This window comes from Streptomyces sp. A1136, from assembly GCF_004795055.1.
Classification (GTDB): Bacteria; Actinomycetota; Actinomycetes; order Streptomycetales; family Streptomycetaceae; genus Streptomyces.
Genome location: NZ_SSBJ01000003.1, coordinates 25,005 through 43,476, shown reverse-complemented (window position 1 = coordinate 43,476; position 18,472 = coordinate 25,005). Strand labels below are relative to the sequence as shown.

Below are 18,472 nucleotides of genomic sequence, written 5' to 3'. Positions count from 1 at the left end.
GCCGCACCCTCTCGCAGTATCTGCCCGCGCGGCACCCGGCTCCCGCACCGACCGACCGGCAAAGAATCTGACGCTGCATCAGGAAAGCTCTTCCCTCGATCGGCGCCCTGCGGCATCCTCACGCCCATGGAGACGGAGCTGAGCAAGAAACTGGGAGTCGAGCACGCCATCTTCGGCTTCACGCCCTTCCCGGCGGTCGCCGCTGCCATCACCCGCGCGGGCGGATTCGGCGTGCTGGGAGCCGTCCGCTACACCGCGCCCGACGACCTCAGACGCGATCTCGACTGGATGCAGGGGCACACCGACGGCAAGCCCTACGGCCTCGATGTCGTCATGCCCGCCAAGAAGGCAGTCGACGGCGTCAGCGAGGCCGACATCGAGGCGATGATCCCCGCGGGACACCGCGCCTTCGTCCGCGACACCCTCGCCAAGCACCACGTACCCGAACTCGCGGAGGGCGAGGCATCCGGTTGGCGGATCACCGGCTGGATGGAACAGGTCGCCCGCGACCAGCTCGACGTCGCCTTCGACTATCCCGTCAAACTCCTCGCCAACGCCCTCGGTTCCCCGCCCGCCGACGTCATCCGTCGCGCCCATGACCACGGCGTCCTGGTCGCCGCCCTCGCGGGCAGCGCCAAACACGCCCGCCGACACGCCGAGGCCGGTATCGACGTCGTCGTCGCCCAGGGCTACGAGGCCGGCGGCCACACCGGAGACATCGCCACGATGGTGCTGGTCCCCGAGATCACCGAGGCCGTCGCCCCCCTCCCCGTCCTCGCCGCCGGCGGCATCGGCAGCGGCGAACAGATCGCCGCTGGCCTCGCCCTCGGGGCCCAGGGCGTCTGGCTCGGCTCCCTCTGGCTCACCACCACCGAAGCCGACCTGCACTCCCGCGCCCTCACCGCCAAGCTCCTCGCGGCCGGCTCCGGAGACACCGTCCGCTCCCGCGCCCTCACCGGGAAGCCCGCACGCCAACTGCGCACCGAGTGGACCGACGCCTGGGACGACCCGGACGGCCCCGGCGCCCTCCCCATGCCGCTCCAGGGGCTGCTCGTGGCCGAGGCCGTGTCACGCATCCAGAAGTACGAGGTGCAGGCGCTGCTCGGGACCCCCGTAGGCCAGATCGTCGGCCGGATGAACAGCGAACGCAGCGTCCAAACCGTCTTCGACGAGCTGACCGACGGCTTCGAGAAGGCCATCGACCGCGTGAACCGGATCGCCGGCCGCCGGACCCGAGAGGTGTGAGCAGCGTGACCGACACCAACGGCTTCTGGGCCCAGGCCATCGCCGAGCCCGACCGCACCGTACTGACCACCCCCGAAGGCGAACAGTGGAGCGCGGGCCGGTTGCACGCCGACGTCAACCGGCTGGTCCACGGGCTGCGCCTCGCCGGGATGCGCGAGGGCGACTCCTTCGCCGTCGTCCTGCCCAACGGCGTCGCGTTCCTCACCGCCTACCTCGCCGCCTCCCAGGCCGGTTTCTACCTGGTCCCGGTCAACCACCACCTCGTCGGCCCCGAGATCGCGTGGATCGTCGCCGACTCCGGGGCGAAGGTGCTCATCGCGCACGAGCGCTTCGCCGAGGCCGCCACCGCGGCGGCCGACGAGGCCGACCTGCCCGCGAGCCACCGCTACGCCGTCGGAACGGTGGCCGGCTTCCGCCCGTACGAGGACCTCCTCGCCGGACACCCCGCGACGCCCCCCGCCGACCGCACCCTAGGCTGGGTGATGAACTACACCTCCGGCACCACCGGCCGGCCGCGCGGCATCCGCCGCCCGCTGCCCGGCAAGCCGCCGGAGGAGGCGTACCTCGGCGGCTTCCTCGGGATCTTCGGCATCAGGCCCTTCGACGGCAACGTCCACCTCGTCTGCTCGCCGCTCTACCACACCGCCGTCCTCCAGTTCGCGGGCGCGTCACTGCACATCGGGCACCCGCTGGTCCTCATGGACAGGTGGACCCCGACCGAGATGCTGCGCCTGATCGACCGGTACGCCTGCACCCACACCCACATGGTGCCGACCCAGTTCCACCGCCTTCTCGCGCTCCCGCAGGAGACCAAGGACGCCTACGACGTCGGCTCCATGCGACACGCCATCCACGGCGCCGCGCCCTGCCCCGACCACGTCAAGCGGGCGATGATCGACTGGTGGGGCGGCTGCGTGGAGGAGTACTACGCCGCCAGCGAGGGCGGGGGTGCCTTCGCCACCGCCGAGGACTGGCTGAAGAAGCCGGGAACCGTGGGCAAGGCCTGGCCGATCAGCGAACTGGCCATCTTCGACGACGACGGCAACCGGCTGCCGCCGGGCGAACTCGGCACCGTCTACATCAAGATGAACACCGGCGGTTTCAGCTACCACAAGGACGAGGGCAAGACCCGCAAGAGCCGCATCGGCGACTTCTTCACCGTCGGCGACCTGGGCCTGATGGACGAGGAGGGCTACCTCTTCCTCCGCGACCGCAAGATCGACATGATCATCTCCGGCGGGGTCAACATCTACCCGGCGGAGATAGAGTCCGCCCTCCTCACCCATCCGGCGGTCGCGGACGCCGCCGCCTTCGGCATTCCGCACGACGACTGGGGCGAGGAGGTCAAGGCCGTCATCGAGCCCGCCGAGGGCTTCGAGGCGGGCGCCGCTCTCGCCGCCGAGATCCTGCACCACTGCGAGCGGCGGCTGGCCGCCTACAAGCGGCCCAAGACGGTCGACTTCATCGAGACGATGCCGCGCGACCCCAACGGCAAGCTGTACAAGCGGCGGCTGCGCGACCCGTACTGGGAGGGGCGCGAGCGCGCCGTGTGACGCAGGGCGGCGACGGTTCTGGCAAGTTGGCCCACATGAGTACGGCAACGCACAGAACGTCCCTGTTCGACTGGACCGTCGTGGTCCCGGTGGTGGCCGTCGTCGCGCTCGTTCTCAGCTGGGGACGCGACCTGCCGGCCTTCGCGGTGGGGCTGGTCTCCCTCTGCCTGGCCGGCGCGGTCCTGGCGGCAGTCCACCACGCGGAGGTGGTGGCCCTCCGGGTCGGCGAACCCTTCGGCTCCCTCGTCCTGGCCGTCGCCGTCACCATCATCGAGGTGGCCCTGATCGTCACCCTGATGGCCGGTGGCGGCGACAAGACGGCCTCGCTGGCCCGGGACACCGTCTTCGCCGCCGTCATGATCACCTGCAACGGCATCGTCGGCGTATCCCTCCTGGTCGGCGCCCTGCGCAACCGGGTCACCGTCTTCAACGCCGAGGGCTCGGGGGCGGCACTGGCCACCGTCGCGACGCTCGCCGTACTGAGCCTGGTGCTGCCGACGTTCACCACGAGCAAGCCCGGTCCCGAGTTCTCCAGCGCCCAGCTGACCTTCGCCGCGTGTGCCTCCCTCGCGCTCTACGGCCTGTTCGTTGCCGTACAGACGGTCCGTCACCGCGACTACTTCCTCCCGGTTGACACCCGGGGGAGCGGGGTGCGGGAGTTCGGGGACGCGTCGGGGGAGGAGGCCCACGCCGTGGCGCCGAGCCTACGTGCCACCCTGATCAGTCTCGGTCTGCTGCTGGTCGCGCTCGTCGCCGTGGTCGGTGACGCCAAGGCCGTCTCACCGACCATCGAGCGGGGCGTAGCCGACGCCGGACTGCCGCACGCCGTCGTCGGTGTGATCATCGCCCTGCTGGTGCTGGCCCCCGAGACCCTGGCCGCCGTCCGCGCCGCCCGGCGCGACCGGATGCAGACCAGCCTCAACCTGGCCTACGGCTCCGCCATCGCCAGCATCGGCCTGACCATCCCGTCGATCGCGCTGGCCACGGTGTGGCTCTCCGGACCACTGCTGCTCGGTCTCGGCCCGGTCCACATGGTGCTGCTCGCGTTGACGGTGGTGGTCAGCGCCCTGACGATCGTGCCGGGGCGGGCGACGTTGCTTCAGGGCGGCGTGCACATCGTGCTCTTGGCCGCGTACCTGTTCCTTGCCGTGAGCCCGTGAGCCCGTGAGCCCGTGAGGCGCCTCGTACGCCCCCGGTGGCACGGGCGGGGGCGTACGTCCCGGCGCCGGGCCGGGTCAGACGTCGTCGAAGTCCGTGCCCCGGCTGACGGACTCCCAGGCCTCGGCCTCGGCGCGGACGGCGTCCTCGCGGGTGCGGATGAAGTCGACGGCGTCATTGCCCAGCACGAGCCGCAACGGGGTCCGCGGGGCGTCCAGGGCGGAGAGGATCGCGGCGACCGCCTTCACCGGATCCCCGGGCTGGTGGCCGTCGCTCGCCGGGAGGCCGGACCGGACGGGTCCGACGATGTCCTCGTAGGCCGGCAACGGGGTCGTGGACCGCAGCGCGCCACCGCCCGCGAAGCTCGTGCGGAACGAGCCCGGTTCCACGATCAGCACCTTGATCCCGAAGGGGGCCACCTCGGCCGCGAGCGCCTCGGTCAGACCCTCCAGGGCGAACTTCGTGGCGCAGTAGGCCCCGACGCCCGGGAAGGCCAGCCGTCCGCCCATGCTGCTCATCTGCACGATGGCGCCGGACTTCCGAGACCGCATGTGGGGGAGCGCGGCGCGCTGGAGCGCCGCCGGGCCGAAGAAGTGCAGGTCCATCAGTTCGCGGAGTTCGGCGTCGCTCGTCTCCTCCACGGCGCCGACCAGGCCCCGGCCGGCGTTGTTGACCAGGACGTCGATACGGTCGAAGCGCTCCACGACCCCGGCCACGGCCTCCTCCGCGCGGGCCGTGTCCGTCACGTCCAAGGCCAGCGGGACGAGCCGGCCCGGGTGCTCTGTGGCCAGGGTGTCGAGGGTGCCGGTACGGCGGGCCGCCGCCACGACCGTGTCGCCGGCGGTGAGCGCCGCCTCGGCCAGGAGCAGGCCGAACCCGGAGGACGCCCCGGTGATCAGCCAGACCCGGCCCTCGGGTGTGTCCGTCGGATGCTGCGTAGTCATGAGTCCCCCTGTGAGCGACCGGTATCGGTGATCACCACCGATCCTCGCACCGGCGGGGCGCCGACGTCAGTCGGTTTCCGAACCATGGTCGTCGAGCCCCTCGTCGGGAACCGCGCCCGACTTGCGCAGCCGGCGCAGGGTGAGGCGTTCGTGGACCAGGCGGCCGACGAGGGAGCCGCCGTAGACGACGAAGCCGACACCGACCAGCCAGGACTGGACGACGAGGAGCGTGCCGAACGGGCCGTAGGTGACGGCGCTGGACGCGATCAGCGGCGAGAACACCAGTTGGGAGAAGACGCGCAGGCCGAGCAGGCCGAGGCTGGTGGCGATCGCCCCCGGGAGCAGGGCCCGCCAGCGGACGCGGCCGCCCAGGAGGAGGCGTTGGGAGGTCCAGAAGAAGAGGACCGTGCCGGCGAGGTCGCTCACGGTGCCGATCGCGCTGCCGATCGCGTTCTGTGACGGAGCGGGGATCTCGACGAGGAGGGCGAGGTAGCAGACGAGCAGGGCGAGCCACACGACGTGCCGCCACATGGTGTGCCAGCGGGCGGTCGGGAGGTCCCAGACCTTCTCGTAGCCGGTCTGGACCGCCGAGCCGAACGTCAGGCCGAAGACCGCGAGGGCGGCCAGACCGAAGGCGGTGGTGCGTTCCAGCGCCAGGTCGGCGGCGCTGAACAGCATCTCGACCCGGGCCCGCGAGGACTGCGTCACCCCGAGGGCCTGCCCCAGCCAGCGGCCGAAGCCGGAGCCGCTGCCGGGTGCGGCGGCCGCGACGACCACGAGCAGCGGCACGAGGGTCAGGAACCCGAGGGCCGCGAAACCCATCGCCCGGTGCATCAGCTCCATCTGGCGCCCCCGGCTCCAGGCCAGCCCGACGAGGGAGGCCCGGAGCCGGTCGTGCGGCGGCCGGGGCTTCGAGGTCACACCCTTCACCTACCCGGCGGCACCTCGATTGCCTCGGAGGCGCCGGTGAAAACGGCCCGAAGGGGTGGTTTTCCGACCTCCGCGCAGCCGACTCCCCGACGACGCGGCGGCGACCCCGCCGGAACAGGTGCGGCGTCGGCCCTCAGGGCGTCGGGTCTTGCGGACGTCGGGTGCCTCAGGGCATCGGATACGGGTATCTCAGGGGCGTCTGGGCGCCTCCTCCCGCAGGTCCCGGATCCGCTTGATCTTGCCCACCGACCGTTCCAGCGTCTCGGGGTCCACCACCTCGACCCGCACGGACACCCCGACCCCCTCCTTCACGGCCCTGACCACCGCGGCGGCCGCCGCCTCCCGCTGCGTCGGGTCCGCCTCCCGCCGGGCCTCGACCCGGACGGTCAGCGCGTCCATCCGGCCTTCCCGGGTCAGCCGGAGCTGGAAGTGGGGGGCCAGGGCCGGGACGCGGAGCAGGATCTCCTCGATCTGCGTGGGGTAGAGGTTCACCCCCCGCAGGATGATCATGTCGTCACTGCGGCCCGTGATCTTCTCCATCCGGCGGAAGGCCGGCCGGGCGGTCCCCGGCAACAGCCGCGTCAGGTCCCTGGTGCGGTACCGGACGACGGGCATGGCCTCCTTGGTGAGCGAGGTGAACACCAGTTCCCCGGGCTCGCCGTCCGGCAACACCGCCCCCGTGATCGGGTCGACCACCTCGGGATAGAAGTGGTCCTCCCAGATGTGGAGGCCGTCCTTCGTCGAGGCGCATTCCTGCGCCACGCCCGGCCCCATCACCTCGGACAGCCCGTAGATGTCCACGGCGTCGATGCCGAGCCGGTCCTCGATCTCCCGGCGCATCCCCTCCGTCCAGGGCTCCGCGCCGAATATCCCCGTACGCAGCGAGGTCGAGCGGGGGTCGATCCCCTGGCGCTCCATCTCGTCCAGCAGGGTCAGCATGTAGGAGGGGGTCACCATGATGACCTCCGGCCGGAAGTCCTGGATCAGTCGGACCTGGCGGTCCGTCATGCCGCCGGAGGCGGGCACGACGGTACACCCGAGCCGTTCGGCGCCGTAGTGCGCGCCGAGGCCGCCGGTGAACAGGCCGTACCCGTAGGCGATGTGCACGATCTGCCCCGGCCGGCCGCCCGCCGCGCGGATGGAGCGGGCGACGACGTCCGCCCAGGTGGACAGATCCCCGTCGGTGTACCCCACCACCGTCGGCCGGCCGGTGGTGCCACTGGAGGCGTGGATGCGGCGGACGTCCGAACGGGGGACGGCGAACATCCCGAAGGGGTACTGGTCGCGCAGGTCGGCCTTGGTGGTGAAGGGGAAGAGGGAGAGATCGGCGAGGGAACGGCAGTCGTCGGGGTGCACACCGGCCTTCCCGAAGGCCTGGCGGTAGAAGGGAACCCGTTCGTAGACCCGGTGCAAGGTGGCGCGCAACCGGCTCAGCTGGAGGGCCGCCAGCTCGTCACCGCTCAGCGACTCGCCCGCATCCGGGCCGGGGTCACGGCCCGGCAGCCCGCCCTGCTCCCGCTCCTCACCCGCGAAGTCCGTCATGTCCTCACCCCATCGTGAACGCACCGACCGATCATTCGGTAGCCTGCCGGAGACCGCAGGCTAAAGCAATGACTCGAACGAGTGATCGGTGATCTCGCCGTCGCCCGGGCCGCCGGGCGCGGGCCTGCCGCCCTAGTCGCCCGTGTGGTCCGGCGGTGGTTGACTTGCCGCATGCCGCTCGCCGACTACGGGGCGCTGTGCGGGACGCTGCACCGCCACTTCCGCGACGAACCCGATGCCCGGGGCCGCTGGTTCCGCGTCAACCTGGAGGTCGACGCACCCGAAGGCCGCTACCGGTGCGCCGTAGACGTCGACGGCGAGCACTCCACCGTCGGCGTCCGATGGAAGGTCCTCACCCTCGCCGCGTCGGTGCTCGAACCCGCGTCCACCCTCGCGCCGGGCTTCCACGACCTCGCCCGCACCTCGGGATCGGGCGCCCTCGACTTCCAGCGCCACCCCGCGCTGGCCGACCGGTCCGGCCGCGCGGTCGCCCGGCTGCGCGCGCTCCTCGGCCGACCCGGCCCAGCGCACCCCTGGCTCTCGGGCTCCCACCTCGAAGCCTCCCGGGCGCTGGAGTCCATCCTCGTACCGGGTCGCCCCGTCATGGTCTTCGGAGAGCCCTTCGACCACGGCGGTCCGGGCGTGCGCGACATCCACCAGAACCAGGGCGACCCGCACGGGAGCCCGTGGTGGGCGGACAACGGGACCTGGCAGGACGGTGCGACGGCGACGAGGAGGGACGACGGCTGGTACGACGTGTTCCTCTCCAAGTTCTCCACCCAGGCCGTCCGGACCGGTCCGGACGGCCACCCCCTGTGAGCCCGCGCCCGCGCGGCCCCCTCAGCGGGCGGCGTCCGCCTCCGTCGCGACCGCCTTCGCCCAGCGGTAGTCCGCCTTCCCGCTCGGGGAGCGCTGGATCGCCGGTGCGACCACGAGCTGGCGCGGGACCTTGTACCCCGCGAGCCTCGTCCGGCAATGGGCCTGGATCTCCTCCAGCGTCGGCTCCGGCGCCCCCGCGCGCACCTGGACCACCGCGGCGACATGGCTGCCCCACCGGGGGTCCGCCACCCCCGCGACCAGGGCGTCGTACACGTCCGGGTGCGACTTCAACGCCTGCTCGACCTCCTCCGGGTAGACCTTCTCGCCGCCCGTGTTGATGCACTGCGAGCCGCGCCCCAACACGGTGACGATCCCGCTCTCGTCCACCGTCGCCATGTCACCGAGCAACACCCACCGCTCCTCGCCCTTGCGGAAGAAGGTCTCGGCCGTCTTCGCGGGGTCGTTGTAGTAGCCCAGCGGCACGTGGCCGCGCTGGGCGAGGCGCCCGGGCCGGCCCACCGGCACCGGTTCATGGGTCACCGGGTCCACCACCTGGGTACGGTCGTTGACCTCCAGCCGGAAACCCTTCTCGGGCCCCGAGTCGTTCGCCGCCTTGCCGTTGGAACCGGACTCCGAGGAACCGAAGTTGTTCAGCAGCGTCACGTGCGGCACCAGTCGCTGGAACTCGGCGCGGACCGTCTCCGACATGATCGCCCCGGACGAGGAGACGCTGAACAGCGAGGACAGGTCCGTCCCCTTGAGCGGGCCGTTCAGCGCGTCGATGAGCGGCCTCAACATCGCGTCGCCCACCAGGGATACGCTGGAGACCTTCTCCTTCTCGATCGTGCGCAGCACTTCCTCGGGCGCGTACTTGCGGTGGATGACCACCCGCTGGCCGTAGTTGAAGGCGATGAAAGAGGTCAGGGTCGACGTGCCGTGCATGAGCGGCGGCGTCGGGAAGAACGTGAGTCCGGCGCCGCGCGCGGCCACCCGTTCGGCCAGTTCCTCGGGTCGCTTCACCGGCTCGCCCGACGGTTCGCCGCCGAACAGGCCCGCGAAGAAGAGGTCTTCGGCCCGCCACATGACGCCCTTGGGCATCCCCGTGGTGCCGCCGGTGTAGATGATGAACAGGTCGTCGGGGGAGCGGGGCGGGAATCCACGCTCCGGGGAGCCCGCCGCCTCCGCGTCCGCGTACGCGACCGGAGCGACCGCGGGCTCCGGGGCGCCCTCGGGGGCGTCGCCGACCCGGATCAGGTGTCGCAGCTTGGTCGTCTGCGGGAGCGCGGCGGCCACCCGCTCCGTGAACTCGCCCTCGAAGACGAGGGCGGCGAGGTCGGCGTCGTTGTAGAGGTAGACGAGTTCCTCCTCCACGTAGCGGTAGTTGACGTTCACCGGTACCAGTCGGGCCTTGAGGCAGGCCAACACCGTCTGGAGGTACTCGACCCCGTTGTAGAGGTGCAGCCCCAGGTGTTCGCCCGCCCTCAGCCCGCTGTCGAGGAGGTGGTGCGCGAGGCGGTTCGACGCCGCGTCGAGTTCCGCGTATGTCAGGCGGCGTTCGGCGCCGGTGCCCGGGTGGTCCACGTAGACGAGGGCCTCCCGGTCGGGAACCACGTCGACGACCGACTCGAACAGGTCGGCAAGGTTGTACTCCACCGTTCCTCCTGACCCGAAAGTGTCCATGGCTGACCCCATGGCCGGCCCGGTTCGGCGGTCATTAGAGCGCCGGGACGGTCAACTGGGAAGGCGGCCGACAAGAAAACTGACTGAGCGTCAGAAAACTATTGAACTGCCTCCTCCCCTCCTGCAACCTGTTCTAGGTCTTGAGACGGGAGGACGGCAATGGGTGGGACGGAACACCTGACCGTGGAACGCCACGGCGCCACGCTGGTGCTCACCATGAACAGGCCGGAGGCGAAGAACGCGCTCTCGCTGCCACTGCTGGTGGGGCTGTACGACGGCTGGCTGGAAGCCGACGCCGACGACGCCGTCCGCTCGGTGATCCTGACGGGCGCCGGCGGGGACTTCTGCGCGGGAATGGACCTCAAGGCGCTCGCCGGGCGGGGCATGGCGGGCGACCAGTACCGCGACCGGCTCACCGCCGACCCCGACCTGCACTGGAAGGCGATGCTCCGCCACCACCGGCCCCGCAAGCCCGTGATCGCGGCGGTGGAGGGGTACTGCGTGGCGGGCGGCACCGAGATCCTCCAGGGGACCGACATCCGGGTCGCGGGCGAAGGGGCCACCTTCGGGCTGTTCGAGGTCAAGCGGGGCCTGTTCCCGATCGGCGGCTCGACGGTACGACTGCCACGGCAGATCCCGCGCACCCACGCACTGGAGATGCTGCTGACCGGTCGGCCGTACACGGCGGCGGAAGCGGCGGGGATCGGCCTGATCGGGCGGGTGGTGCCGGACGGCACCGCGTTGGAGCGGGCCCTGGAGATCGCCGAGCAGATCAACGCGTGCGGGCCGCTGGCGGTGGAGGCGGTGAAGGCCTCGGTGTATGAGGGCGCGGAGTTGACCGAGACGCAGGGGCTGGCCGCCGAACTGAGTCGGGGGTGGCCGATCTTCGAGACGGCGGACGCGAAGGAGGGGGCCCGCGCGTTCGCTGAGAAGCGCCCGCCGCGTTACCGCCGGGCCTGAGCGCAGGCCGCGCGGTGCGCGTGCGGGCGGACGTCCGCCCGGATCGCCGACCCTCCTCCGCCTCCGCCCCCGCCGAGGCGTAACCCGTCGTGCCTTCAGACAGGAGCCCAGCCCATGACCGCAGCCCCAGAAGCCGCCGCGCCGCCGCCCGAGGCGCTGCGCGCGCCCCTCGTCGTCGAGTTCCCGTTCACCCGGTCCCTCGGGCCCGTGCAGAGCGCCTTCCTCACCGGCTTGCGCGAGCGCGTCGTACTCGGCGTCCGCACCACCGCCGGACAGGTGATGGTCCCGCCCGTCGAGTACGACCCCGTCACCGCCGAAGAGATCCGCGAGCTCGTCCAGGTCGCCACCACCGGCACCGTCACCACGTGGGCCTGGAACGGGCAGCCGCGCCCGAACCAGCCCCTGGACCGGCCCTTCGCCTGGGTCCTGGTCAGGCTGGACGGCGCCGACACCGCCCTTCTCCACGCCCTCGACGCACCCGGCCCCGAGGCCGTCCACACCGGCATGCGGGTGCGCGTCCGCTGGGCCGAAGAGCGAACCGGCGCGATCACCGACATCGCCTGCTTCGAGCCTTACGAGACCAGTGAGATCAGTGAGATCAACGAGGTCGACGAAGACGACGAGGGCACGGGAGCGCTCCAAGCCGTGCCGCACGACGGCGCGTTCACCGACCCCGTCACCGGGATAGTCGCCGAGGCGCGCCTCGACTACACCTACAGCCCCGGCCGCGCGCAGACCGCGTACATCAACGCCCTCTCCGGGCGGCGGACCGTCGGCGAGCGCTGCCCCTCCTGCCACAAGGTGTACGTGCCCCCGCGCGGCGCCTGCCCGACCTGCGGCGTCGCCACCACCGACCGGGTCGAGGTCGGCCCGGCCGGCACCGTCACCACGTACTGCGTCGTGAACATCAAGGCCCGCAACCTCGACATCGAAGTCCCCTACGTCTACGCCCACATCGCCCTCGACGGCGCCGACCTCGCCCTCCACGGCCGGATCGGCGGCATCCCCTACGACCAGGTCCGCATGGGCCTGCGCGTCGAACCCGTGTGGACCGAAGGCGGTCGGTACCCCGACCACTACCGCCCCACCGGCGAGCCGGACGCGGACTACGACGCGTACAAGGAGCTCATCTGATGGCCACGACGAACAGGTACGCCCGACAGGTCGCGGTCGTCGCCTTCGCGCAGAGCGACCACCGGCGCCGCACCGACGAACTCAGCGAAGTCGAGATGGTCATGCCGGTCCTCCACCAGGTACTGGCCCGCACCGGTCTCAAGACCGGCGAGATCGGCTTCACCTGCTCCGGCTCCAGCGACTACCTGGCGGGCAGGGCCTTCTCCTTCACGATGACCCTCGACGGCGTCGGCGCCTGGCCGCCCATCTCCGAGTCCCACGTCGAGATGGACGGCGCCTGGGCCCTCTACGAGGCCTGGGTCAAGATCCAGACCGGGGAGGCCGACACCGCGCTCGTCTACGCGTACGGCAAGTCCTCCCCCGGACCGGTACGCGACGTCCTCACCCGCCAGCTCGATCCCTACTACCTCGCCCCCCTCTGGCCCGACTCCGTCGCCCTGGCCGCCCTCCAGGCCCAGGCGCTGATCGACGCGGGCGAGACCGACGAGCCCGCCCTCGCGGCCATCGGCGCCCGCAGCCGGGCCTCCGCCGAGGCCGGCAACCCGCACGCCCAGCTCACCGGCGCCGTCCCCCAGGGCGACTACCAGGTCCGGCCACTGCGCACCGGCGACTGCCCGCCCATCGGGGACGGCGCGGCAGCAGTCATCCTGGCCGCGGGCGACACCGCCCGCCGGCTGTGCGAGCGGCCCGCCTGGATCACCGGCATCGACCACCGGATCGAGGCGCACGGCCTGGGACTGCGCGACCTCACCGACTCGGCCTCCACCCGCCTCGCCGCCGAACGCGCGGGTCTCTTCGAAGCCCCGGTGGACACGGCGGAACTGCACGCGCCGTTCTCCTCCCAGGAGGTCGTGCTCCGCAAGGCACTCCGGCTCGACGAGGGCGTGAGCGTCAACCCGTCCGGCGGGGCCCTCGCCGCCAACCCGATCATGGCCGCGGGTCTGATCCGCATCGGCGAGGCCGCCGCCCGCATCCACCGCGGTGCGTCCGACCGCGCCGTCGCGCACGCCACCTCCGGCCCCTGCCTCCAGCAGAACCTGGTCGCCGTCCTGGAAGGGGACCGAGCATGACCAAGGCCGCCACATCGAAGGAGCCCGTGGCCGTCGTCGGTATCGGCCAGACCAGGCACGTCGCCGCCCGGCACGACGTCTCCATCGCCGGACTGGTGCGCGAAGCCGCGGTGCGCGCCCTCGCCGACGCCGAGTTGACCTGGGCGGACATCGACGCCGTGGTGATCGGCAAGGCCCCCGACTTCTTCGAGGGGGTGATGATGCCGGAGCTGTACCTGGCGGACGCGCTGGGCGCGGTCGGCAAGCCGATGCTCCGGGTCCACACCGCCGGTTCCGTCGGGGGCTCCACCGCGCTCGTGGCCGCCAACCTGGTGGCGGCCCGCGTCCACCGCACCGTCTTGACCCTCGCCTTCGAGAAGCAGTCCGAATCCAACGCCATGTGGGGCCTCTCGCTGCCCGTGCCCTTCCAGCAGCCCCTGCTGGCGGGGGCGGGCGGGTTCTTCGCGCCGCACGTGCGCGCGTACATGCGGCGCACCGGCGCGCCCGACACCGTCGGCTCGCTCGTCGCGTACAAGGACCGGCGCAACGCGCTGAAGAACCCGTACGCGCACCTGCACGAGCACGACATCACCCTGGAGAAGGTCCAGGCCTCACCGATGCTGTGGGACCCGATCCGGTACTCGGAGACCTGCCCGTCCTCCGACGGGGCGTGCGCGATGGTCCTCACCGACCGGGCGGGTGCCGCCCGTACGCCCCGGCCCCCGGCCTGGGTGCACGGCGGGGCGATGCGCAGTGAGCCGACGCTCTTCGCCGGCAAGGACTTCGTGTCCCCGCAGGCGGGCAAGGACTGCGCGGCCGACGTGTACCGGCAGGCCGGGATCACCGACCCGCGCCGCGAGATCGACGCGGTGGAGATGTACGTACCGTTCTCCTGGTACGAGCCGATGTGGCTGGAGAACCTGGGCTTCGCCGAGGAGGGCGAGGGCTGGAAACTCACCGAGGCCGGCGTCACCGAGCTCGACGGCGACCTGCCCGTCAACCCGTCGGGCGGGGTCCTGTCGACCAACCCCATCGGCGCCTCCGGCATGATCCGCTTCGCCGAGGCGGCCCTGCAAGTGCGCGGCCTGGCAGGAGAACACCAGATCGCGGACGCCCGCCGGGCCCTGGGGCACGCGTACGGCGGCGGGGCGCAGTTCTTCGCGATGTGGCTGGTGGGGAACGAACCCCCCACGTCTTGACGGCCGTTGGAGCAGGGCGCCCGGACGGCATCCGAACGGGCCGGCGGGTCGGCGTGGCCTGTGCGGCGCCCGCTCGCGTGGTTAACCTGGCCCTCGGACGACGTACCGGGAGGAGCACGCACGTGGCCGAGAGCATGACTTCGCAGGCCCCCGCCGGCTGGGGCAAGCCGGATCTGGATCTCAGCGGGGCCGACTGGAGGTCGAGCAGCCGGGGGTCGGGGGACGTCCAGATCGCCTTCGTGGAAGGGTTCATCGCGATGCGCAACAGCGAGCGGCCCGACAGCCCCTCGCTGATCTTCGCGCCCGACGAGTGGCGCAGGTTCGTCCTGGACGCGCGGGGCGGGGAGTTCGACCTGACCTGACGAGGCGCGGTACACCGCCGGCGCCGGGCGTGGAGCCGCTGCCCGGTGCCCGGCGGGGCCGATCGTCGTGCCATCATGGCCGCCATGACGACCGACCGCCGAAAGGGCGATGCCGCGTAACCGTCCCGGCGCGATGCGCGCCCGACGAGGGCCGTTCGACGGCCGCCGCCCGCCCGCGTGGACGCGTGGACTACCGCCCGTGGACCGGATGTCACCCGCCGCGAGCGCGCTGATACACCACGCGCTGCGCGGTCGCGCCCCCGACCTCGCCGTCCGGCTCGCGCTGTACCGCGCCTTCCTGGACCGTCCCGGCGACCGACTGCTCCTGGCGCCCTCGACCTGCCCCGCCTGCCCCGGCTGCGCGCTCGACGACATCGCCGTGGTCCGCGACGAACTGGCCGACCTGTACCGCGGGCTGCCACCCGAGGCGCGCTCCGCCCTGGGACGCGTACTGCGCACCCTCGACGCCGGCTTCCGCCGCCGCACCCTCCCCGATCCCGCACCCGTGGCCGTCGGACGCGACCGGTCCGGACGCCCGCTCCCGTGGTGGCACCGGCGGCTCTACGAGGGCACCTGAAGGCGCCCGTCGGGAGCGCCGAAGGGGCGGGCCGCGGCGCTTCGCCCGACGCCGCGGCCGTCCGCCCGCAGCCGAAGGCTTTCGCCCGGAGCCCGAAGGCGGCGCACCGAGGCCCCGGACCCCACCGACCTCTCCCGCCACGGCCGCCGGGACCCGGAGGCGCGGGCAGCGTGGCCCGGGCGCGGATCGGACGCCAACCCCGACCCGGCACCCGACACCCGCCGCGCTGATCGACTGGTTCGCCGAGGGCGCCGGAGGATTCGGTGCGCCCTCGCGCCGGACGTGCCGGTGTGTGACCTGGCCGTCGACGAGGACCAGCGGCTCCGGGCAGCGGATGCGACTGATCGAGCTCGCCCCGCACCGCCGGTTCGCGGAGGCCGAGCAGAGGCCCCCGACGCCCGTGGACCCCCGGATCGCGGCGGACGCCGTCCGCCACGCCTTCCGGGTGCCGGCCCCGGCCCGGAGCGGCCGGCAGACCGCGCCGCCGGGTGCCGGGGAGCGGTACCGCTCCCCGCCGACCGACGCCGCCGGGTCCCGGACGGTCACCCTGGCCGGTGACGAGGTGTTCCAGGAGCCGCGGCACCGGCCCGGTGGACATCGAAGCAGCCGGGCCGGCCGAGGAGCCGATGCCGTCCCTCCGGCAGCGGCTCCCCGCCTCCGCGCTGACGGTCACCGGCGACGCCGGCCACCCCGACCACTGCTTCACGCTGGTCCCGCCCGTACAAGGGGACGACAGCCGGCCGGCGCCCCGCCGAGCCCCCGCCCCGCCCCCGGCGCGACCCCGGGCGGAAGCGGGCCCCCGGACCGAAAAACCCGCCCGGCCACGTACCATGGCGGCATGTCCTTCCTCCGCCGCCACCGCGCCGCCACCCCCGCCGGCCCGGACTTCGACGTCCTCGCCATGGACCCGGGGGACTGGCCGGGCAACCTCGGGGCCGGGCTGCTCCCCGCCCCCGACGGCAGCTGCCAGGGTGTCTTCCTCCGCTACGACCTCTTCGGCGGCCGCGGCCCCGCGATGATCATCGGCAACCTCCCCGAGGGCTCGCCGGCCCGGGAGCTCGCCGACAAGCAGGTCCCCTTCGAGGTGGCACAGCTCCTCGACGCCCTGGAGAACGACGAGGAGGTCGAGGTCACCGCGGTCGAGGACTGCCCCGTCATGCAGGGCGACAACCTCCTCATCGTGCGCAAGGTCAAGCTCTCGGAGTCCCGCATCTCCTGCGTCCAGTTCGACCGCAGCGACAACGTGCTGGTCACCATCGCCAGCTGGGACCGTCCGATCACCGACGACCTCTACGCCCTCCTCAAGCCCCTCCCCGCCGAACTCTTCCAGCAGGGATAGGGCCTCGCGGAACCACGCCGTGCGACGCTACGCGTCCGCGATGTCGTTCGCGGCCACGTAGCCGAAGGTCATCGCGGGGCCGATCGTCGATCCGGCCCCCGCGTAGCTGTGCCCCATCACCGCCGCACTGGCGTTGCCGGCCGCCCACAGGCCCCGGATCACCGAGCCGTCCGCGCGCAGCGCCCGCGCCCGCGCGTCCGTCACGATGCCGCCCTTGGTCCCCAGGTCTCCCGGCACGATCTTGAAGGCGTGGAACGGCGGTGCCCAGATCGGCGCCAGGCACGAGTTCGGCTGGACGTTCGGGTCCGTGTAGTAGTGGTCGTACGCCGTGTCACCGCGGTGGAAGTCCGGGTCCGACCCGTTCCACGCCTGGGCGTTGAAGCGGTTCAGGGTCGCCCGCAGCGCCGCGGCCGGTACCCCGATCTGTCCGGCCAGCGCGTCCCACGTCCACGCCTTCCGCGCGGCCCCCGCCTCGTACCAGGCGTCCGGGAAGGGCAGCGTCGGCAGGATGTCCTTGAAGAGGTACCTGTTCCGGTAGTTCTGGTCCACGATCAGCCAGGCCGGGATGTGGGAGCCGGTCGCGCCCCGGTCCTTCTCGTACATCACGTGCACCACGTCGCTGTACGGGGCCGCCTCGTTGACGAACCGGGTGCCGTTCGCGTTCACCATCAGCCCGCCCGGAAGGGTCCGCTCCGCCAGGCAGAAGTACGGTTCGCCGGGCAGCGGGATCGACGGCCCCCACCAGGCGTCCTCCATCAACGCCAGCGCGGCTCCCGCCCGCTGACCCGCGCGGATGCCGTCGCCCGTGTTCTCCTTCGCCCCGACGGACCACTGGGTGCCGATCGGCTGCTGCTGGTACTGCGCCCGCATCGCCGCGTCGTGCTCGAAGCCGCCGGAGCCCATGATCACGCCCTTGCGGGCCCGCACGACCCCCCGGACGCCCTCCTTCTCCACCACCACCCCGGTGACCGCCCCACCCTCCTGGACCAGGTCGACCAGCGGACTGCTCAGCCACACCGGCACCCCCGCCCGCAGCAGACCCGCGCGCAACCCCGCGGCCAGCGCCTGGCCCATGGTCAGCGGCTTCTCGCCGCGCAGCGCCGACTTCGTGCCCCGCGCCAGGCACTCGGTGGAGACCGCCAGCCCCTTCGCGGTGACCGCCGCGAGATTGAGCCACTTGTAATCCTGGCTGAACACCACCATCCCGGCGGGGACCGGCATGTACGCCGGGTTGAGCCGGGCCAGCTCGGCCCCGAGCACGTTCCCGTCGATCTGGTCGGGCTCGACGGAGCGCCCGTTCGACAGACCGCCGGGCAGGTTCGGGTAGTAGTCGCTGTAGCCGTCCATGAAGCGGAACCGCAACGGACTGTGCGCCATGACGAAGTCCAGCATGCGGGGGCCGTTGGCGAGGAACGCCCGCTGCCGGTCGGCCGGTACGTCGGGCCCCACCACGGCCGCGAGGTACGCCGCGGCCTTCTCCGGGGTGTCCGGCACGCCGGCCCCGAGGATCACCGAGTTGTTGGGCAGCCAGATCCCGGCGCCGGAGCGGGCCGCCGAGCCGCCGAAGGTGGGGGCCTTCTCGACCACCAACACGCTCAGCCCGCGCCCGGCGGCGGTGAGCGCGGCGGTCATCCCGGACGCCCCCGACCCGACCACGACGACGTCGTACTCACCGAGCGGAACCCCGTCGAGGGCGGAGTCGGCCGCGGCCCGCGCGGCGGCGGCCGGTAACACGGTGGCGGCGAGGACCCCGGCGCCCGTCCCGGCGAGGACCGTCCGGCGGGCGGGGAACGGAGCGCGTGCGTGATCGGACCGTGCGGACATGGGCGGGCTCCGGGGGAGTGGGAAGGGGGCGGCTCCAGCATGTCTGATGCTGAGTCAGAAACCTGTTCGGAGGATCATGTGATGTCAAGGCATCCGACACCGCCACCCCGGCACGCACGCGAGCGAGGCCCCGCGGCGGTGGGAGCCGCGGGACCTC

The 18,472-nt window shown here is 72.4% G+C and carries 16 protein-coding genes; 11 read left to right on the top strand and 5 right to left on the bottom strand.

What is annotated here, in order from left to right:
* Positions 1 to 126: 126 nt before the first annotated feature.
* The 3 genes from E6R62_RS03560 to E6R62_RS03550 are packed head-to-tail and all read left to right on the top strand — an operon-like array spanning position 127 to position 3,958.
* Positions 127 to 1,245: a nitronate monooxygenase gene (locus tag E6R62_RS03560; RefSeq protein ID WP_136211244.1), complete on the top strand. Its 1,119-nt coding sequence runs from the start codon at positions 127 to 129 to the stop codon at positions 1,243 to 1,245.
* Positions 1,246 to 1,250: 5 nt separating this feature from the next.
* On the top strand, positions 1,251 to 2,798 hold the full coding sequence (locus E6R62_RS03555) for an acyl-CoA synthetase (RefSeq protein WP_136211243.1): 1,548 nt from the start codon (positions 1,251 to 1,253) through the stop codon (positions 2,796 to 2,798).
* 35 nt (positions 2,799 to 2,833) lie between these two features.
* Positions 2,834 to 3,958, top strand: coding sequence for a calcium:proton antiporter (locus E6R62_RS03550; RefSeq protein WP_136211241.1), 1,125 nt, complete (start codon positions 2,834 to 2,836; stop codon positions 3,956 to 3,958).
* A 75-nt stretch (positions 3,959 to 4,033) separates the two neighbouring features.
* On the opposite strand, the gene E6R62_RS03545 is transcribed toward E6R62_RS03550, so the two are convergent.
* The 3 genes from E6R62_RS03545 to paaK form a co-directional block, all read right to left on the bottom strand.
* Entirely contained in the window at positions 4,034 to 4,900 is an 867-nt protein-coding gene (locus E6R62_RS03545; RefSeq protein WP_136211240.1) for an oxidoreductase, read from the bottom strand.
* A 66-nt stretch (positions 4,901 to 4,966) separates the two neighbouring features.
* Positions 4,967 to 5,743, bottom strand: coding sequence for a YhjD/YihY/BrkB family envelope integrity protein (locus E6R62_RS03540; RefSeq protein ID WP_136211663.1), 777 nt, complete (start codon positions 5,741 to 5,743; stop codon positions 4,967 to 4,969).
* A gap of 276 nt (positions 5,744 to 6,019) precedes the next feature.
* Positions 6,020 to 7,372, bottom strand: coding sequence for a phenylacetate--CoA ligase PaaK (gene paaK, locus E6R62_RS03535; protein ID WP_240801454.1), 1,353 nt, complete (start codon positions 7,370 to 7,372; stop codon positions 6,020 to 6,022).
* A gap of 171 nt (positions 7,373 to 7,543) precedes the next feature.
* On the opposite strand from paaK, the gene E6R62_RS03530 reads away from it, so the two are divergent.
* The gene (locus E6R62_RS03530; protein WP_136211239.1) at positions 7,544 to 8,191 is read left to right on the top strand and encodes a DUF2278 family protein; all 648 of its coding nucleotides are present in this window, start codon (positions 7,544 to 7,546) and stop codon (positions 8,189 to 8,191) included.
* 21 nt (positions 8,192 to 8,212) lie between these two features.
* Here E6R62_RS03530 and E6R62_RS03525 read toward each other — a convergent pair whose 3' ends face one another.
* Positions 8,213 to 9,844 carry an acyl-CoA synthetase gene (locus E6R62_RS03525; protein WP_136211238.1) on the bottom strand — a complete coding sequence of 544 codons (1,632 nt, stop codon included), beginning with the start codon at positions 9,842 to 9,844 and terminating at the stop codon, positions 8,213 to 8,215.
* Positions 9,845 to 10,030: 186 nt separating this feature from the next.
* On the opposite strand from E6R62_RS03525, the gene E6R62_RS03520 reads away from it, so the two are divergent.
* From E6R62_RS03520 to E6R62_RS03490, 7 genes are all read left to right on the top strand, one after another.
* Positions 10,031 to 10,831, top strand: coding sequence for a crotonase/enoyl-CoA hydratase family protein (locus E6R62_RS03520; protein ID WP_136211237.1), 801 nt, complete (start codon positions 10,031 to 10,033; stop codon positions 10,829 to 10,831).
* A 114-nt stretch (positions 10,832 to 10,945) separates the two neighbouring features.
* Positions 10,946 to 11,965: a Zn-ribbon domain-containing OB-fold protein gene (locus E6R62_RS03515; RefSeq protein ID WP_136211236.1), complete on the top strand. Its 1,020-nt coding sequence runs from the start codon at positions 10,946 to 10,948 to the stop codon at positions 11,963 to 11,965.
* A complete protein-coding gene (locus E6R62_RS03510) occupies positions 11,965 to 13,035 on the top strand; it encodes a thiolase domain-containing protein (RefSeq protein WP_136211235.1) in 1,071 nt (356 codons plus the stop codon). The genes E6R62_RS03515 and E6R62_RS03510 overlap by 1 nt, the downstream gene beginning before the upstream one ends.
* Positions 13,032 to 14,213, top strand: coding sequence for a thiolase domain-containing protein (locus tag E6R62_RS03505; RefSeq protein ID WP_136211234.1), 1,182 nt, complete (start codon positions 13,032 to 13,034; stop codon positions 14,211 to 14,213). The genes E6R62_RS03510 and E6R62_RS03505 overlap by 4 nt, the downstream gene beginning before the upstream one ends.
* 122 nt (positions 14,214 to 14,335) lie before the next feature.
* The gene (locus E6R62_RS03500) at positions 14,336 to 14,575 is read left to right on the top strand and encodes a DUF397 domain-containing protein (RefSeq protein WP_168713950.1); all 240 of its coding nucleotides are present in this window, start codon (positions 14,336 to 14,338) and stop codon (positions 14,573 to 14,575) included.
* Between the two features lie 199 nt (positions 14,576 to 14,774).
* Positions 14,775 to 15,152 (top strand): hypothetical protein, encoded by a 378-nt coding sequence (locus tag E6R62_RS03495; protein WP_136211233.1) that lies wholly within the window; start codon positions 14,775 to 14,777, stop codon positions 15,150 to 15,152.
* A gap of 838 nt (positions 15,153 to 15,990) precedes the next feature.
* Positions 15,991 to 16,491, top strand: coding sequence for a hypothetical protein (locus tag E6R62_RS03490; RefSeq protein ID WP_136211232.1), 501 nt, complete (start codon positions 15,991 to 15,993; stop codon positions 16,489 to 16,491).
* A 27-nt stretch (positions 16,492 to 16,518) separates the two neighbouring features.
* Here the strand turns inward: E6R62_RS03490 and kstD are convergent, their stop codons facing one another.
* A complete protein-coding gene (gene kstD / locus E6R62_RS03485; RefSeq protein ID WP_136211231.1) occupies positions 16,519 to 18,315 on the bottom strand; it encodes a 3-oxosteroid 1-dehydrogenase in 1,797 nt (598 codons plus the stop codon).
* Positions 18,316 to 18,472 lie beyond the last annotated feature (157 nt).

Bases quoted from the DNA above. Each gene is read 5' to 3' on its own strand.
- E6R62_RS03560 (WP_136211244.1), top strand. From the start codon at position 127: ATGGAGACGGAGCTGAGCAAGAAACTGGGAGTCGAGCACGCCATCTTC.
- E6R62_RS03550 (WP_136211241.1), top strand. From the start codon at position 2,834: ATGAGTACGGCAACGCACAGAACGTCCCTGTTCGACTGGACCGTCGTG.
- E6R62_RS03545 (WP_136211240.1), bottom strand. From the start codon at position 4,900: ATGACTACGCAGCATCCGACGGACACACCCGAGGGCCGGGTCTGGCTG.
- E6R62_RS03540 (WP_136211663.1), bottom strand. From the start codon at position 5,743: ATGGAGCTGATGCACCGGGCGATGGGTTTCGCGGCCCTCGGGTTCCTG.
- paaK (WP_240801454.1), bottom strand. From the start codon at position 7,372: ATGACGGACTTCGCGGGTGAGGAGCGGGAGCAGGGCGGGCTGCCGGGC.
- E6R62_RS03530 (WP_136211239.1), top strand. From the start codon at position 7,544: ATGCCGCTCGCCGACTACGGGGCGCTGTGCGGGACGCTGCACCGCCAC.
- E6R62_RS03520 (WP_136211237.1), top strand. From the start codon at position 10,031: ATGGGTGGGACGGAACACCTGACCGTGGAACGCCACGGCGCCACGCTG.
- E6R62_RS03515 (WP_136211236.1), top strand. From the start codon at position 10,946: ATGACCGCAGCCCCAGAAGCCGCCGCGCCGCCGCCCGAGGCGCTGCGC.
- E6R62_RS03510 (WP_136211235.1), top strand. From the start codon at position 11,965: ATGGCCACGACGAACAGGTACGCCCGACAGGTCGCGGTCGTCGCCTTC.
- E6R62_RS03505 (WP_136211234.1), top strand. From the start codon at position 13,032: ATGACCAAGGCCGCCACATCGAAGGAGCCCGTGGCCGTCGTCGGTATC.
- E6R62_RS03490 (WP_136211232.1), top strand. From the start codon at position 15,991: ATGTCCTTCCTCCGCCGCCACCGCGCCGCCACCCCCGCCGGCCCGGAC.
- kstD (WP_136211231.1), bottom strand. From the start codon at position 18,315: ATGTCCGCACGGTCCGATCACGCACGCGCTCCGTTCCCCGCCCGCCGG.